This is a genomic window from Chitinophaga sp. GbtcB8 (assembly GCF_019091455.1).
GTDB lineage: Bacteria > Bacteroidota > Bacteroidia > Chitinophagales > Chitinophagaceae > Chitinophaga.
Map to the genome: position 1 here is coordinate 110,199 of NZ_JAGXJN010000005.1, position 17,729 is coordinate 127,927.

At 45.1% G+C, this 17,729-nt stretch carries 11 protein-coding genes; 1 reads left to right on the plus strand and 10 read right to left on the minus strand.

Annotated features, from left to right (window positions below; genetic code table 11):
- Positions 1-37: 37 nt before the first annotated feature.
- The 4 genes from KVT36_RS07965 to KVT36_RS07980 form a co-directional block, all read right to left on the minus strand.
- Positions 38-1,036 (minus strand): hypothetical protein, encoded by a 999-nt coding sequence (locus KVT36_RS07965; RefSeq protein WP_217602959.1) that lies wholly within the window; start codon positions 1,034-1,036, stop codon positions 38-40.
- A gap of 108 nt (positions 1,037-1,144) precedes the next feature.
- Entirely contained in the window at positions 1,145-1,471 is a 327-nt protein-coding gene (locus KVT36_RS07970) for a multidrug efflux SMR transporter (protein WP_217602960.1), read from the minus strand.
- Positions 1,472-1,545: 74 nt separating this feature from the next.
- Positions 1,546-2,109, minus strand: coding sequence for a Crp/Fnr family transcriptional regulator (locus KVT36_RS07975; protein ID WP_217602961.1), 564 nt, complete (start codon positions 2,107-2,109; stop codon positions 1,546-1,548).
- A 105-nt stretch (positions 2,110-2,214) separates the two neighbouring features.
- The gene (locus KVT36_RS07980) at positions 2,215-3,324 is read right to left on the minus strand and encodes a polysaccharide lyase family 1 protein (RefSeq protein ID WP_217602962.1); all 1,110 of its coding nucleotides are present in this window, start codon (positions 3,322-3,324) and stop codon (positions 2,215-2,217) included.
- 269 nt (positions 3,325-3,593) lie between these two features.
- Here KVT36_RS07980 and KVT36_RS07985 point away from each other — a divergent pair, with 269 nt between their 5' ends.
- Entirely contained in the window at positions 3,594-5,954 is a 2,361-nt protein-coding gene (locus tag KVT36_RS07985; protein ID WP_217602963.1) for an FtsX-like permease family protein, read from the plus strand.
- A 108-nt stretch (positions 5,955-6,062) separates the two neighbouring features.
- On the opposite strand, the gene KVT36_RS07990 is transcribed toward KVT36_RS07985, so the two are convergent.
- The 6 genes from KVT36_RS07990 to KVT36_RS08015 all read right to left on the minus strand — a co-directional run bounded on the left by KVT36_RS07990 (position 6,063) and on the right by KVT36_RS08015 (position 17,511).
- Positions 6,063-7,613, minus strand: a complete 1,551-nt coding sequence (locus KVT36_RS07990) for a RagB/SusD family nutrient uptake outer membrane protein (protein WP_217602964.1) — start codon at positions 7,611-7,613, stop codon at positions 6,063-6,065.
- Positions 7,614-7,631: 18 nt separating this feature from the next.
- Complete coding sequence (locus tag KVT36_RS07995) at positions 7,632-10,676, minus strand: SusC/RagA family TonB-linked outer membrane protein (RefSeq protein ID WP_217602965.1); 3,045 nt, start codon at positions 10,674-10,676, stop codon at positions 7,632-7,634.
- Positions 10,677-11,206: 530 nt separating this feature from the next.
- The gene (locus KVT36_RS08000; protein ID WP_217602966.1) at positions 11,207-13,621 is read right to left on the minus strand and encodes a T9SS type A sorting domain-containing protein; all 2,415 of its coding nucleotides are present in this window, start codon (positions 13,619-13,621) and stop codon (positions 11,207-11,209) included.
- A gap of 265 nt (positions 13,622-13,886) precedes the next feature.
- A complete protein-coding gene (locus KVT36_RS08005) occupies positions 13,887-15,443 on the minus strand; it encodes a DUF6770 family protein (RefSeq protein WP_217602967.1) in 1,557 nt (518 codons plus the stop codon).
- 36 nt (positions 15,444-15,479) lie between these two features.
- Positions 15,480-16,883 (minus strand): M48 family metalloprotease, encoded by a 1,404-nt coding sequence (locus KVT36_RS08010; RefSeq protein ID WP_217602968.1) that lies wholly within the window; start codon positions 16,881-16,883, stop codon positions 15,480-15,482.
- A 331-nt stretch (positions 16,884-17,214) separates the two neighbouring features.
- Entirely contained in the window at positions 17,215-17,511 is a 297-nt protein-coding gene (locus KVT36_RS08015; protein ID WP_217602969.1) for a hypothetical protein, read from the minus strand.
- Positions 17,512-17,729: the final 218 nt, after the last annotated feature.

A 17,729-nucleotide genomic window follows, 5' to 3' on the forward strand; every position in this document is an offset into this window, starting at 1 on the left:
TTCATAAAACATATTCTATTTCTTATATATACAACATTCAGTCCTTCTCCTTAGGAACTATTTTCCCGATCTCCCAAAACCTGCCGGTTAAATAAAAATCCATCCCCGTCTGTTCTTCTATATCTACCAATGCATTCCTGGTTTCCACAGTGCGCATTCCGATATCAGCCCTCAGTTTATTCGACCTGGAGATATCATTCTTTGAGAGTGTATTGAGATATCCATAAGCAGCCTCTTTATGATCTGATTTTACGACCACATACCAATCTTCGATCACGGCATAGTCGTAAGGAGACAGCTCGCCCTTTTGAATGGCCTTTATTAACAACGGTTTCATAGATAGATACAAGGTATCTTTTTGTTCATATGCTGGTGAGATAGAGTTATGGTGACTTAAAATCGTCCACATCCATATGCTGTTGCCAATTATCATTTCACCCGGGTAACCGCTTTCCTCGATTATACGCCTCAGCTTCACCATTTGCCGCTCACTTTGAGGAATGAATTTTTTATGAAGTAATCTTTCTTTGCCTTTGCGGCTTATTTTAAACAGATTAGCGAGGGCCAGATGCTGGTCATCTTTGAACATCTTATGTATTTCTTTCCTCAGTTGCAGGTTAAGTTTACCCCAGTACTTTGCATGTAAGGAGTCATATTGCCGTTTTACCTCCTTCCATTCTTTATCCATTCGTAAAGACGACAGAAATTTCTCTTTTTTGATTTCTTTTAATGTCCATCCGCTTAATATGCCCATCCTGAGGAAATGGAAAGCTCTTTTTTTGTCGCCCAAATACAAGGCTAGCTCCGTGGCAACTTTATAATCTCTAAGGAATACAAAATTATAGGTATCAAAAACTTTTGAAAAAGTATCGAGCGCAGCAGTAGCTTTTTTTTGTACGATTAATTCTTCGGCTCTGATAATCGACAGATGGTATGCCTTATAGTCTTGCCGGCTCTGAGCCGATAGTATAGAAAGATTGCAAAGGAGTGCCGCAATCATCATGAACTCCGTTCTTATTCTGGCAGGTATTTTCATTGAGCTACAGTTTACCGGTTAATCCTTCAAATATCCGTAATTCCTGTGGGTTAGCCACCGAATAAATTGCAGTCAGTCATACAACCTGCACCATCCACGGCATCCCATTTAATGGGATACCGATTTAAGTCCAACAATAGATCCTATCAATGTTGCTATAAAGAACAGCCGCCAGAAATGGGCAGGCTCATTAAATACAAAGATCCCCATCAGGGCGGTGCCCACGGCGCCAATACCGGTCCACACTGCGTAAGCGGTTCCCAAAGGGAGGTTTTGGGTGGCTTTCATTAATAACAGCATACTGGCTACTAATGAAAACAGAAAAGCGCTATACCACAAATACATAGCTGTGCCGGCTGACTCTTTTGCCTTTCCAAGACTAGAGGTAAATGCTACTTCAAACAAGCCGGCGATAATTAAAATGATCCAGTTCATGCTAATTGATTTTATGACTGCAAGTTCGCAAGTTAGCCGGAGTAAAAATTTATCAAATGATAAAAAGCAGCGGGCTATTTTAATTCAGCCCTGATCCTGCTTAAGCTAACCTGCGTCATGCCCAGGTAAGAGGCGATATGGCCCAGCTGAACCCGTTGCAGCAGTTCAGGATCGGTTGCCATCAGCTCTTTGTAACGTTCCGTGGCGGTTCTGCATTGCCGGAAAATAAGCCGTTCTTCTACCTTTACCAGCTCCTGCTCCGCAAACTTTCTGCCCCAGTTGGCAATATGAATATCTTCGTCAAAAAGCCTGCGCAGGTTTTCAGCTTTCATTTGATATAATTCGCAGGACTCCAATAGCTCTATATTTTCATATCCTTTTTGGTCATGCACATAACTTTTCATGGAGATCACTGTATCACCTTCCTTGCCGAACCAGAAAGTGACCTCATTATCGGGAGTTTCTGCATAAGCGCGCACCATACCTTTTTTTATGAAGTAAATATCTGAGCTTATCTTGTTCACTTTAAACAGCAAATGCCCCCTGGCATAAGTCACTTCTGAAATGCTTGCTTTCAGGCTGACTTTTGACTTTGCAGGCAGCATATATACATTGTCAATGATAACATCGAGATCCATTAGCGCATGTTTTGAAGGTAAAGTTGCCTAAAAATACGGAATGCACATAAAGAAGCCGTCCCATTCATTATGAGACGGCTTCGATAGCTTTTCAGGCCCCTGTAACTATAGCGTTGAGCAGGTATTGCCTGTTAAGGTAGCTCCTGCGCCATTGGATGCTGTTACCGTTGCTTTTACGCTGGATGCATTGAGTATGGTAATACTGTAAGGCGGCGTAAATGCGGTAACGCCATTGCCGGCAGCAGTGCCTGAAGTGCCGGTTAAAGTATTGCCTTTTAATTGCACCGCTGTAGAAGTTTTATTCATCAGGTCAACCGGGTTTTTAACGTTCTCAAAAACATTAGATTCTATTAACAGGTTTGCTTCAAAACCGGCCTGTACACAGCTCTTGCTGGCAGTGCTGTTAAAGTAGCTATTCACAACATGTACCTGGCCAAAACGTACACGCGGCATTCTTGCCACGCAGCCCGCTGCCCACCAGCATCTTGCAAAAGTAATACGCAGGTGGCCCCTGTCTGCAGTAGCGCCGTCACCGGAGCCCACCAGGTTAGTGAACCGGTGATCATCAGCACCGCCTGAGCCGCCTGCTTTTGGCGGTTTTAAGTAAGTGAATTTGCAATAGGAAACCGTAATGTAGTCGGAGGTGTTCTTAATGTCAAAGTTACCATCTACTCCATCCCTAAATTCACAATGGTCTACCCATACATTATTACATGCATCCAGGGTGGCGTTATCCCAGCCATCTACATCATATGCGCCCGGCCCTTCAAAGACCAGGTTCCGGATAATGATGTTGTTGCATCTCCTGATATAGATAATGCCTGAGTTATCCTGGGTTTGGTCTGTTGAAACTAAGCGGGCGTTTGCACTGCCAAAGAGGGTTTTGCCTGTCTGGTCCTGGAAAGAGATCCTGCCTCCGGAAGGTATGGTAATGGTGCCGTTAACCTCTATCACTTTAACGCTTTTATTTTGAATAGCTGCTTTTAAAGCATCATAGGTAGTAACAATGGTTGGCGTTGCGGCGCCTCCGCCGGTAGTGCCTCCGTTCAGGGAGGCCCATGCCGGTGCGGAACAAACTGCTGCACTTACTACAGCCGTAGTAACAGGCTCCGGGTTTGCCTTGCTGGTATCTGAAGCTTCACCTTTGCTGCAACCGGTAAAAATAAATGTCATTATAACGGTTAACACTACACGGTGTAAATAATTAGTTTTCATAGACAAAGGTTTTTCTTAATTTAAGTTGTCACGGTATTTGAAGGGTTATGGAAGTCAGCCGGATTACTAAACGATACTGTTGCAACAAATGTACAAAGAAATGACAGAATAACAGATGCAGTCATCATACTAAAAGTAATCAAAACTACTGTCCGTAAACGCACATGCCTGTTCCGTTACCGGACAACCGCAATCACTTAACCAATTGATTATAAGACCCGTAACAGCATGGCACATTTATGGTGCCCCAGCATTAACTTTACCCTGCTATGTTAAAAAGCTACTTTAAAATTGCCTGGCGCAACCTCTGGAAATACCGGCTATTTTCACTGATCAACATTATAGGCCTGGGACTGGCTATTGCCTTTTGTTTCCTCATTCTTATACAGGTTCAGTGCAGTTTTGAGAAAGATACCTTTCATCCTTACCCGGACCGTACTTACCGCATTTTAACAGACATTACCGGCAAAGATGGCAAAACATTTTCCTTTGCGTCGTCGCCGCTGCCCCTGTCAGATAAGCTAAAGAACGAACAAAGCGGCATTGAGCAAACAGCCCGTGTAATACGCGGCATTGGTGGCAGCTTCAGTAACCGCATTAAATCATTACCGGTAAATGGCATATATGCAGATGCCGGCTATTATGAGTTATTCAACTTCCCTTTGCAGCGAGGCAAGCCGGCCCTAGAACCGTATACTACAGTGCTGTCTTATGAAACGGCCATACGATTTTTCGGTGCCGCTGATCCTATCGGCAAAACGCTTGAACAGAAAGACTTTGGCACACTTACCATTACCGGTGTGTTTGCACCGTTAGGCAACAGAAGCACGCACCTTAAATCTGATATGGCAGTTTCGATGGCAACTTTTCCATTGCGGTATCCCAGCGAGGGACAGGCCGACTGGTTAAACTATAATGCCTTTACATTTGTACGCTTATCCAAAGGCGCACCGCCAGCCGTGCTGGACCGCGCACTTGCCGGCATTGCAAAAGATAATGCACAGCATGTTGACTTTAAAGACATGCAGGTGCATTCCTTCCGTAAACAGCTGGTACGCAGCATCTCCCCTGCTTTTGAAAACCTGATCAATAATCCCGGCGTAGAGCCTTTGTTTAAAGTACTGGTCAATATTATTATGGGACTGCTGATCGTATCACTGGCAGGTTTTAATTATATCAACCTTACGTTAACCCGTTCACTTAGCCGTGCCCGGGAGGTAGGCGTACGCAAGGTAGCAGGCGCCCTGCGCCGGCAGCTGATCCTGCAGTTCCTCATAGAAACCGTGCTGTTATCAGCGATGGCTTTTATTATCGGGTATCTGGGGCTGCTGTTCATGAAATCGTTTATACATGCCCCCTGGCTTAGCTGGGAAGTGCAGAATGGCAGCCTGTTATGGATAGTGTTTATTGGCTTTACCCTGCTAACCGGTTTGGCAGCGGGCATATTACCTGCCCGCATCCTATCGTCCTATCAACCTGTTCAAATGCTCAAAGGCACTTTATTGCCTGCCGGCATTGGTAAAACGGGGTTCCGGAAAGTATTGATCGTAATACAATTCGTAGTATCGCTGGTATTCATGATCTTCACCGGCACTATGTACAGCCAGTTTAAATACATGGCAACAGATAATGAAAATTTTAACCGCAAACAAATACTCAACATTCCATTACCGGATAGCGCTGACTACAAGCTGCTGCGGAATGAAATGGCGCATGAAGCAGGCATTGAGCGTATTGGCCTGACATCGGCCCCGTTAAATGCAGCTGCTGCACGTATTAAAATAAGCCGGCCTTCTCCTGAACCATCTCTGCAGGCTGCATTTAAATATTCGGTGGATGCTGCTTTTATTCAGAATATGCAGCTGCAATTTATTGCCGGTAATAATTTACCGGCGGCACAGGCAGATCATTTTGTAGTGATCAATGAAAAAGCCGTACTGGCATTGAGGTTAGGCCACCCTAAAGATGCGATCGGACAAATCATTTTACTGGACAGCACAGAGGTAACTGTCAGCGGCGTGGTAAAGAACTTCAGCTTTATGGCGTATGAGCTGCCGGTATCTCCACTGGTGCTGGCTTATGAGCCATCTGCCTTTAAGATGATGTCTGTTAAGGTAGCTGCCGGCGTAACACCAGATAAATTAACAACCTCGCTCACGCATACCTGGAAACGCTTTTACCCTGGCGAGGTCTTTGTATACTCATGGTACGCCCGGGAGCTGTATGAAGATTATCTTGAAAATGAGGACCTGAAACTATTTGCTGTGATCGTGTTCATTGTTTTTGTAATTGCCGCCCTGGGTTTGCTGGGCATGGTGAATTACAGCACGGGAAAACGTACCAGAGAAGTGGGCGTTCGCAAGGTAATGGGCGCCAATGTGCTGCAGATCATGACCCTGTTATCCTGGAGCTTTTTAAAACTAATATTGATAGCGGCTGCCATTGCCCTGCCCTTAGGCTATTTCCTGGGCGCACTGTTTCTGAACATTTTCACTTATCATCCGCGCCTGGGCCCCGGCCTGTTCCTGTTATGTGCAGGCCTGCTTTTCCTGGTAGGTATTTTAACTATTGGCATTCAGACTTACAGAACCGCCCTTACCAATCCGGCCCGCACCTTACGAACGGAATAGTTGTATGTGCCGCTCATAAATTATTTTATGCTGCTTAAAATTGAAAGAGGGCGCCACTTTTGCTGTGGCGCCCTCTTTTTACGTTTAATAACTGACATCCCTTAATATCTAATATCCAGGATTCTTTTTCAGATTTGAATTAACCGCCAGCTGTTGGCTGGGAATGGGGAAGATCAGGTTCCTTGGATCATCCGTAGGTTTCTCCTGCCAGGGTTGCAGGAACTTACCAAAGCGGATGAGGTCCAGCCGGCGTGAGCTCTCCCAGTAAAATTCCCTTCCTCTTTCATCCAGCAGCTGATCCAGTGTTACTGCAACCATGGGAGCTGCACCGCGGGCTGCGCGTACCTGGTTCACCAGCGGCAAGGCAGCACCTGCATTGCTCTGGCGCAGCAGGGCTTCGGCTTTCATCAGCAGCACATCCGGATAACGGTAGTATACAAAGTCATTATCTACTTTGCCGTTCCCGTCGTTCACATAATCAGGGCTGTATTTCAGCACCCTGATACCGGTTACTTCCAGGTTGGCGCCGGTTTCAATGCTGTTCACCTCCGGCGTAAATACCAGGGGAGCGCCGGTTCTGTCATCCAGGGGCGCATCGGTGGTAAGATTATACTGCTGTCCTATCAGGAAGCCCACGTTTACACGTTTGCCCGGGTTAGCAGGACCGCCGGTACCGGTAGGGTAAGCAACGCCTCTTCTCACATCGCCGGCTGTAAATTTGCCATAGAAATCTGAGAGTGTGGTCCATCCGTTCCAGCCGGGAGGCGACTGGTTGTAATGCATTACGGTATGCCAGATGGAGTTTAAACCGCCGGCATCCACCCCGCCCTGGTTCTCTGCAGTGAAAATATTTTCTTTGGATAAGCTGCCATTATTGGGCGAGAAATTATCAAAGTAATTAGTGCTGAATGTATAGCGGCCGCTGTTAATGATCTCGTCGGCCAGGGTTACTACCTTCGCCAGGTCTGCATTATCAAACGTAGGGGCGGCCCTGTTGGCAAATACGCCTTTGTTCAGGTAACACTTCATCAGCAACATTCTCGCCGCATCTTTATTAGCCTTGGTAATGTTATTCTTTGCAGTGGCTACATCCGGCAGGTTGGTCATTACATCATTCACTTCCGTGATAATATAATCCAGCGCTTCTGTACCTACTCTTACTCTTGCAGCCTGGGTTACTTTTTCCCCGGGATCGCGGTAAGGTACCTGGTCAAAAAGATCCAGCACGCTGAACATGGCAAAGGCCCGCAGGAACCTTGCTTCAGCTGCCTGTTGGGCAGATGGGTTAAACTGCAGGATGTTGGTAGCGGTATACACTACCCCGCCCAGGTTATTGAATGCATCACGAATGTGAATGTTATCGCCATCCCATTGGTGTGAATGTATTACACGCCATACACCATTATCGTCCCAGTCGCCGCCACGGGTGGGTGCTATCAGTTCATCGGTACTCATTTCAGAGAGGGCAAATACCTGGTCGTTACTCTGGTAAGGCAGGCGCATGGAATTATATACCCCTTTCAGCAAGGCATCTGCAGAGCCGCCGCTGCCGCCTACCTGCGAATCTGTTGCCTCACCCTTTAGTTTTTCATCCAGTTTGGTACATCCCGTCCATAACAGGATACCGGAAACCAGGAATAATATTTTGATATGTTTCATATAAGCCAGTTTTTTTGATTAAAGGGAAAAGTTAACACCAAGCGTAAACGTACGGGCAGAAGGATAAGGTTGATACTCGATACCTGCAGAGGGTACCCCTCCGGAAGTAGACATCCCGGTTTTGGAATCTGCGCCGGGCGCGCCACTGCTCTTATCTACGTTCACTTCAGGATCAAATCCTTTGAACTTGGTAATTACAAACAGGTTCTGCCCTGTTACATAAATATTCAGTCCCTTTACCACATGGCCAATATCGCCTAAGGCATAAGTAAGGGTAACGTTGGCCAGCTTCATATAATTCCCACTCTCAATAAAACGGGAGGAAGAAGTAACGCGGTTTGACAGGGATTCCTGCGGCGTTGCAGTAAAGAACTCTTCTGCAATGTTACGTGCGCCCCTGAGGTTACTTATATTCACTACGTTGTTAAAGGTATTGTTATAGATCTTATGCCCAAAAGCGCCGTTCATGTTGGCAGTGAGCGTTAATTTCTTATATGCAAGCGTAGTGCTGATACCCAGCAGCTTCGTGGGGTTCGGATTTCCCTGGTAGCTTAAGCTGTCGCCATTGGGGTAGATGGATTGTCCGTCTTTATCCATACCACCATAAGCCCTGGTGTAAAATCCGTTAATGGGCATATCATTGTAAATGATCTCTACCAGTGTTCCTGATACGCCCTGCCCGTTCAGCTGACCGGTGTAAATAGGCGCGGCCATCCCGGTAACATTATTCTTCAGGAAGGTAACATTCGCACCCAGATCCCAGCTGAAATCCTTACCCTGAACAATGCTGGCATTCACCATGGCTTCAAAACCTTTGTTCACGATCTTGCCATCCAGGTTCTTCCAGGTTACTACAGACTGTGATGCAGCCGGTTGTATGGCAGTAGTAGGATACAACAGGTCGGAGGTTGTTTTATGGAAATAGTCTACGGAACCTGTGATCCGGTCGTGTACCAAAGCAAAGTCAAGCCCTATATTATATTGCTTGTCTGACTGCCATTTGAGATCCGGGTTTGCATTGGACTGCTGCGATATAGCGCCATTGTTCTGGAAAGCCCACCTGGACTGTGAAGCGCCGGAAGGAAATTCCTGGTTACCGGTTTTACCCCAGCCGCCACGCAGCTTCAGGTTGGTAACCACTCCCTTGGTGAAGAAGCTTTCGTTGCTGATATTCCAGGCAGCTGCAAATGAAGGGAATACACCATAGCGGTTATTAGAACCGAATTTGGTGGAGCCATCTGTTCTGACAGTACCGGTTAACATGTAACGATCTTTGAGGTTCAGCGTTAACCTGCCGAAATAAGACTGCAATTCTGAAACCGGATCCGCAAATGAAGTAATGTTACGGCCTGCTGCGTTGGAGAACTGTATATAGTCTGTGAGATCCAGCCCATAGTTACCGAAACCGCCTGCCTGTGCAGGGCCCAGGCCGTTCATATAAGCGCCCTTGTTCGTGAACTTCAGGTATTCATAACCTACCAGCGCATTCAGGTGCAGGTCTTTGCTGATCTCTTTATTATAGGTCAGTGTATTGGTGAACTGCTGGGTGGCCAGCTCATTCTGACCAATGTTGGCCCAGCCCAATCCTGAAGGCGGGTTGGCATTTATACCGAAAGTGTTCAGATTAATATTGCCATCCACGGCTGTTCTCCTGATACCGCTGCTGTAGTTGATGCTGTATTGCATGCGGAATTCCAGGTCATCTGTGATCTTGTAATAAGGAGAGATGCTTCCCAGGATAGTGGTTACTCTTGACTTATCGTGATACACCTGTGACATGGCCACCGGGTTCACCGCAGCGCTTCCCTGTTTAATGTTCAGGGAACCATCTGCATTATACAATGATTCCGTAGGGTTCCATTGTAATGCCTGGCCTAAAAGGCTGTTGCCAAAACCGGCATCGTTGGTGATGGGCGGAATATTTTCCTGGTACTGGTTGGAGATCACATTCAGATCAACCCCCAGTCTTTTATTGTTCAGGAATTTAAACCCTGCGTTCAGGCCTACGGTGTATTTCTTAAAATCAGATTTTTTAACAATACCCTGCTGGTCCAGCATACCAGCTGATAAGCGGTATTTGGCATTATCGCTACCACCGCTAACGCCTATATTATAGTTCTGGGTTACAGCAGTACGCAATATGGCATCCAGCGCATTTACATTGGAGCCTTTATCGTTGGTATTACCCAGGTCCCATTTCTGTAATGCCTGGCGGTACTGGTCGCCATCCAGCACGTTAATGCGCCGCATAATATTGCTGACACCAACGGAAGCGCCTATATCCAGCTTAGGCTCGCCTGCCGTCCCTCTTTTGGTGGTGATGAGCACTACGCCGTAAGCCGCCCTGGAACCATAAATGGCGGTGGCGGATGCATCCTTCAATACATCAACGGAAGCGATGTCAAAGGGGTTAATAAAGTTCAGTGCATTACCTCCGGGAACGTTCCCAAGCTCAGGCACATTTAAGCCGGGCCGGGCGGAACGTCCATCCAGGGGTACCCCATCCACTACATACAGTGGCTGGCCGGTGCCTGTTAATGCGGCATTTCCCCTGATGCGTACCGTAGTGGCTGCGCCGGGCTGGCCGCTGTTTGAAACGATCTGTACGCCGGCTACCTTACCCTGGATAAGCTGGTCAGGAGCGGTGAATGTACCTTTATTAAAATCCTTGGCCTGAATGGAGGCAACGGAGCCGGTGAGATCTTTTTTACGAACGGTTCCATAACCCACTACCACTACATCTGTTAGCTGGGTGCTGCTTGTTTGTAAAATAACGCTTACGTTCGTTTTGCCGCTGATGCTCACTTCCTGGCTGGCAAACCCCACGTAGGTGATAACCAGCGTGGTGGCATTTTCAGGGGCATTTACTTTAAATGTACCATCCGGACCTGCTGCTGTGCCGCTATTGGTGCCCTTTATCTGAATGGTGGCGCCTGGTATTGGATCACCTTTTTCATCTGTTACCTTGCCGGTAACAGCTCGTGTCTGTGCGTTGGCCATACCTGTTATCAGCAATAATAACAAGCACAACGTACGCGCCCTGCGAAATAGATCTTTGTTCATAAGATGGATTTTATTTGTTTGTGGAATATTGACGTGTAAAGCAATAAGCTCAGAAGCTGCTTGCCTGTGATGAGGAAACCTTTTCCAAACGTGAATGACTATACCTTAACGGATATTTGTTTTAGTTTAAAAATGGATAAAGCGGCACTAATAAACATACGTGTATTTTCATAACGGATTATTTAAATTTAGCACTCAGATTTTGGTAAAACAACTTTTGCTATTGGTTCAAAATAAAATAGGTTTAAGCACGGTGGCAATTTATATCGTTAATATATAGAAAATATTGACAAAATCGCTGATTCATTATAAAAATTAATTCCTGACAATCAATATATAAATATTAATATTAACGATTTCCATATACAACGGCGATCAGGGCTAAGTATTGTTTGAGCCGGGCAGAACAGCAGCTTTATATTAAAGAGAATAATTGCCGGAAAGCCATTATTAGTGTAAATGCCAAGGGCCAGGAATATTTTTTCCCCGGCCCTTACTTTTAAGGCATCTTTATTTTTATGATATGGATCTTACAAACGAAGCAGCTTAATGGTTTTTACCACTGTTTTGCTTTGCATGTCATATACCTGTAAATAGTACCCCCCCTTTGTAACCGCGTAATTGCCTGCATTCAGCACTTTTTTGCTTTGATTAAAGGAACGGTCTGTAAATACCAGCTTGCCCTGTGCATCATACAAACGCAGCAGGTAGCTGCGGTCCCACGATAAGCCGCTGACGGTAAACTGCCCATTGAAAGGGTTAGGTAAAACCGTCAGCTCACCCGTAATATCATCCGCTGTTATGCCATGCCGGCCGGCGCCCACCATCAATGGGGCCGGCGCCCCGGTAATAGTAAAGTTTTGTATAAGGCTAATACTGTCCAGCTTATGCTTAAAAGTAACTTTTAGCTGGTGCGTGCCTGCGCTGTACATGGATGGCGACAGCACAAATGTTTTGTCGGCAGCAACAGGCAGCATTTGTGTACCGTCTATCCATACCCATACATCGGTATGCGCCTCCGGCCTGGGATAGTTGGCTATGAGAATGTTTTCCGGCTGGCCCCACTGGCTGTAGCTGGCTTTCAGCGTTCTTAAAACAGGCTGCGTATTCAGCTGCGGGTAAACCCGTAGTATTACGGGCGTATCATTTTTCGAAAGGGCGGTATCATTATAGGCCATCCATTGCAGGGTATCTACCCCTACAATATTGGGATAGGGCGTATAATACATGCTGTCAATTTCTTCCAGCGAAATGTCGCGGCTTCTTTCGTAAAATACCTGCTTACCCTGTATGGTCAGCTTGCCATATGCCGGCAGCCGGTTAACCCTTATGGCCTTTAGCTTACCTACATAGTTTTGTTTAAACTGGCTGGCCCAGAAACGGATGGGGGTACCTTCCAGCGTATTGCGCTCAAAAGGTTTAAGTGTGTCCGGGGCCTGCACAATGTTAATATAAATAGGGGCCACATTTGTCCAGGCAACACTATCAAACGCACGGTAGCTGAAAGTATCCCTGACCGGGAAGCTGCCGGCGCTGTATTTAAGGGTATCCAGGTCCTGCCTTGAAATTATTGTATGGTTGTAAATGGGCTTGTTGTTCTTATCCAGCAATACACCCTGGGATGGGCGCGTTATGATCTCTACGAACTGCAGCGAATAAGTTTTACTGGTATCTGTATTGATGGTGCCAATACTGTGTACAAAGTCCTGGGCCACTATAGGCGTTTTATTACGGGTATACCCCCTCTTTGAAATGGGGTTTGCATAGTGAACAACTGCGGTATCTGGTCTTATTATATATAAGGTGGGGCCAATAGCCGTGGTCCAGCTGCCGGTATCATTCCAGGTCCAATAGGTGCTGCTGTCCACCACTTTTTTATTGTAGCTTCCATCATGGCTTATAAGGTAAAGTGCCTCTTTTCCCTTTCCTTTTGTTTTTACTGCAATATCGCCATCTGGATTGACCGAAACCACCCTTGCAAATTCAATATCAGTACCTGTTTGTATATGCAGCACATTATGAAACCCAAGAATACGGTCTACCGCATATACATCACCCCGTGTGTTATTCCGGTAGGGAGAGGTGAGGTTAATACCTCCTATAGTGCCATAACGTCTGTTCATTACGGGGCTGGTAACTTCCATTGAAAAATCTGAATGTCCGTCAACATCGCCCTGTGTAAATAGAACCCGGCTTGAATCCGTATCAGAATAACTGGCATGTACCCTGGTTGGGCTGCCTTCCCGGTGGCTCAGGTAATAAGCGACTCCATCCCAACTCATTGAAATACCATAAAAATACCCCGGCTGGGTAGTATCACCATTAGATGGTGTCAAGTGGTCGGACAGGTATGTGTTGTTGTAGAATCTATAGCGATAAAAATTTTTGCCTGTAGAATATGCAGCATGTACAAACGTAGAAATAGCAGCGCCGTAAACGGGGTCTTTCGTAAGCATTGCCCCAGCTCCTGCACCTCCCAGGCTCCAGGTCGTCAGTCCTGAATTAGGGCCATCTTGCTTGAAAAAAATCACATTCAGCCAACCAACGTCTACATGGCTAACAGAATCCGCGATCTTGGTTAGAACATGCCCGTCCCATTCGTATAATGGCGACAGATCAGTGGTAGAATCCAGTGGTTCACCTTCTATTACTGCACCAGATGATGGTGCCACCCATATATGCGGGTGCTCATCGATTAAACCCTCTCTAAGACCACGATTAAATCCTTTGTGGTAGGGAATTATTTGTATAGTACCAGAGCCAATATTACTCAGGTAATAAGTGTAATAATCTCCCACTTGCTTATAAGACAGCAAATATTGGCCGTTATAATCCAGTATAATAGAGCTGTCGGGCGCTGTATAAAAAGGTATCAGAAAACGGTTTTGCGCAAAGGAACCTGTGCTGCATAACAGCAACAATAGAAAGAAGTAGATTTTTCCCATAAATAATATATTAAAGATCTGGTGTTATAATTTTATGAACACAGGAATTCATCATTCAAACACGGTTTAAATCACGGTATTAAGGCAACATGAAAACAAGGTATCTGTCAGTAATGTAGTGGTAATAGGGTTTTAAACAACCTGTGCGGCAAGTTACATTAAAAAAGTCTTTGTTGGGGCTAAATTTTTATTGACATCAGGCCTTCGTCGAAAAACAGCCGCCCCTGGGATAATCCCAGGGGCGGCTGTTTATAGAACGCTGCTATTACCCGATCTTCTCTAACCTGGATTCAAGGCGTTTGTCTTTTTTAAAGTATTCCAGGATCATAATGGAACCTGCTTTGGCCGGCAGCACCTGCATTCTGCTGGCTTTTGACTTCAATTCAATTTTATCCTTTGTGAATTTCGTGCCGTTATAACGAAGGGTATTAAAGGTTTGACCTTTGTAATTCGAGCTTCTCACCCAATCACCGTAACAGATGGAAAAGGTATTATTATCCGCATCACCGGTGGTAAACTCATAATCAAAACCACCCGTTGCTTTCAGGAGCAATGCAATGGCATGCTGGCTGTGGAAGTCGCTCAATAAAAGGTCTGCCGTGTTATTTGTTTTATCATAAATGGTCGCGTCGGTCACCTTATATTTATCATTAAACTCCATAACTACCATATCCGTCGTCACAATTTTGGTAGTGCTTGTACTACCATAAGAACCGGCTGCTGCGGAAAGTGCGGTTAAGGCAATACCACCGGCGCTGACCTGTCTTTTATAACCTTCCCCAACTGCAAAGATCTTACCATCATGGGTCCGGATCAATTTATGGATGAAGAGGAACCCAACTTTATCCAGCTTGCCTTTATTACCGGTAGGCAGGTATTTAGCGAAATCCTTACCCCAGGAGTTATAAGTTTTAGACAGCACATTCCCTTTGCCGTCAATCTCATAAATGGCCAGCCCTTTACTGAAATCTTTGGCCACATTATCATTCTTATCAAAGTAGCTTCCCATTACCAGTATCCGGCCGCTACCTTTTACGGGTATCACATTGGAAGGTACCAGCGTGTAGGTATCATCCTCTCCGTCCAGATCAAAAATTTTCTTTTTGCTGGTAATGTCGATGCCTACCAGGTGCGCCGTGATCTTACCGCTCATCATTCTGTTCCTTTTCATTACTTCCAGTATGATCAGGCTATCTGTGCTGCCCAGGAATTCAGCATTTGCATAACGTTCATCATCATCTGACGGAACATATGTCCAATATTTTTTTGAATTTGATGAATAATAGTCCACCTCATAGGTACGTGTTCTACCATCTCTCAGCGGCAGTACAGAGGCATACCCTTGCTCACCCAGGTCAAATACATTCTGATTGGTTCCTTCATCTGTGTGCATGGTCTCATACCTCTTCATGAGATCATCTGTTTTCTTGGTGTACTCCCGGCTGTATGTATATTTTAGCTTACCATCAATACCGTACACTTTCATGTCCAGTGTTTTGTTGTCCTCATTTTTGAAAAGAAAGGATATGCTGTTGCCATTATAAGCAGCTTCCAGCAAGCTTAATTTCTTTGAGTCCTGAAACTTAATATCTTTCACCTTATTCAGGTTTTCGTCCACTATCTGCAAGGTATATTCATTGGTGCGTCTGTCTATCTTATCGCTTTGATAAAGGAAAAAATATCCTTTTATCTGGTTATTTTCCATAATAGTGCCGCTGTTTTGCAGGTATGCGGCATAAACATTCTCTACGCTTAATTTACTTTGGGCATACAATGATGATGTAAAAAAGAAGAATGCAACAATAAGCAGATGCTTAATCATAATTTCAATGTTTAGGGATCAGTTAAAAATAATTTGTTATTGTTTTATCAATTGACTACTTGTGATATACTCTTTTTTAAAGTCCGGATAATAGCTAAGCTGAGGGGAATATTGATGCAAATAATGATAGCTGATGGATGAAAACTCTTCCAGGTAAAGGTTTTGTATAAATTGTAATAACAGGTTGTAACCGGAAGAAAAACCCGGCGATGGCAGCTCTACCTGCCTGCCGAGCGTATGCGCTTTCTGAGCGGCATAACAACTATTCAATATTCTTCCCACCTGGGTTATCAGCCAGGGATCTGCAGGATGCTTCTCCAGCAGGACCATTGTATAATAGAGGCTCCGGGTATAGTTATTTGACGTGTAGGCATACTCTACTATCTCGTATTGAAAATTGGCTTTCAATACTTCAAATTCCGTTTTATTGACTACAAAGCCTGACTTACCGGAAGCCTTATACCTGGTTATCAGGGGCGCCAGCAGCTGTACTCTTAATTTACAGTCAGGATGTGTTTTCAGGGAATCCTCCGGTTTGTCGTCCTCTTTCAATTGTGCATGCCCGCCCAGGAGGCCTTCCTGTCTGGCGATCCATCTTTTCTGAAAGGGATATGCTTTTGCATTGAACAGGCGCTCCAGGCATGCACTGGTGTTCAGGGTATCAGCATCAATATTGTCGAGCAGGTCCAATGCAGTAGTTGCACCAGTAATGTCAAACCTGGTATTGTGCAGGAACTCAACCGCCATTGAATCAGCCTGCGCTTCATGATCCCTGCTATGCCGGCGGCTATTGAAGGTGATGCCTTTCACCAGATTTTCCAGCTGCGCGCGCTTCCTGTATTCAGAACCTTTTATTTTACGCAGCTCTTGCTGTACAGCCTTACTATTGATCGTAGTTACATACTTTGAAATACTATTCTCGCTATGTTGCAAAAAGTAGTGTGCAATTTCATGACAAATAACAAAAGCTGCCTGACTTTCATCCTCCAGCTGCCGGAACAGCCCCATATTGAAAAGGATCATGCCTTCACCAATATAGCTGGCATTGGGAACACCGGAACGCGAAAAATAGCAATGGAAAGTACGGTCCTGCAGTAAAGGATTTGTTTTCACAATTTCCTCCACCAGAGCATCCAGATATTGCTGGGCTTCAGGGGCAGTATAAAGCTCCTTGTTATCAAACACCTCCTTTATATGATCCCAGCGCAGCTGATAGATCTCTTCATAACTCTTTTTATTTTCAGCGGGAAGTTTGGTTAACCCACTCTGGTAATGCTGTTCATACTTTGTGAACAGGGATGATAGCAGCTGCTTATCTTCAGCAGCAGGGCTGAATACCATTGATTGTCCGGCTGTTATGCTGGTAAGTGTAAAAACAAATAGTCCGGTCAACAGCAATAGACGTATAAGCAATGACAGCTTGGGTAAATGAACTGGCATAAGGAACATGACGGTATAGGAAGTTGCAAGAAAGGAAAAATTCTTGTAAAAAACAAATAACCCAGCTCAATTTACCTTGATTAATTAACCCTTACGAATTAAATTCAATCATAATAACACGTTCAGTTCCGGGTTTCGGCATAAAGACTGCTTTGAATATTATGATAAAACCAGGCTTCCGGAGATGCCCTTCCGGAAGAGTTTTGTTTTATTCAATTGGACAAACCATGCGAATAATGCGCATCTGTAAAAAAGATCTCCCGCGTCACAGAAAGAGATACTTCCTGCGCACGAACATCGTTAACAATACTCATGTAGAATTAAATTGTAGCTATTCAGCTGATACTTTAACCTTTTGCAATAGTTTCCTGCTTTCCTTACTCACAAATGTGATCGGCACAAACTTGTCGGTTGGTGCGCCAATATAATATACCATCCATTCCGGATCATGGTGCGACAGCATTTCGCTGATGCAATCTGCCCGGTGCCCCATGGGATTAGAACACTCGTCCCAGTAAAACAGCTCTACCCGGTAGTGCAGCTGTTGCTTCTGGTTGTTGATCGTTACTTCAACTTCTATTTCCTGCTTACCTGGTAATGGTGGAATAGGAATAACAATGTGGCTCATAATCTTGGCATTATACAGGAGCTGCTACAAGAAGGCTGCCATATATGGGCAGTGTGCAAGATGCATCACTTATATATTATATTTTTTCATACTTGTTCAAATGTAAGCAGCTGGCGTCCGGAAACGGACAACGGTGAATACCAGGAGAGAAATTGTGAATGCTTTCATGATACCTTGAAGCCTTGAACGTGGAAGATAGTATTTTGTGAAAAGCCAGC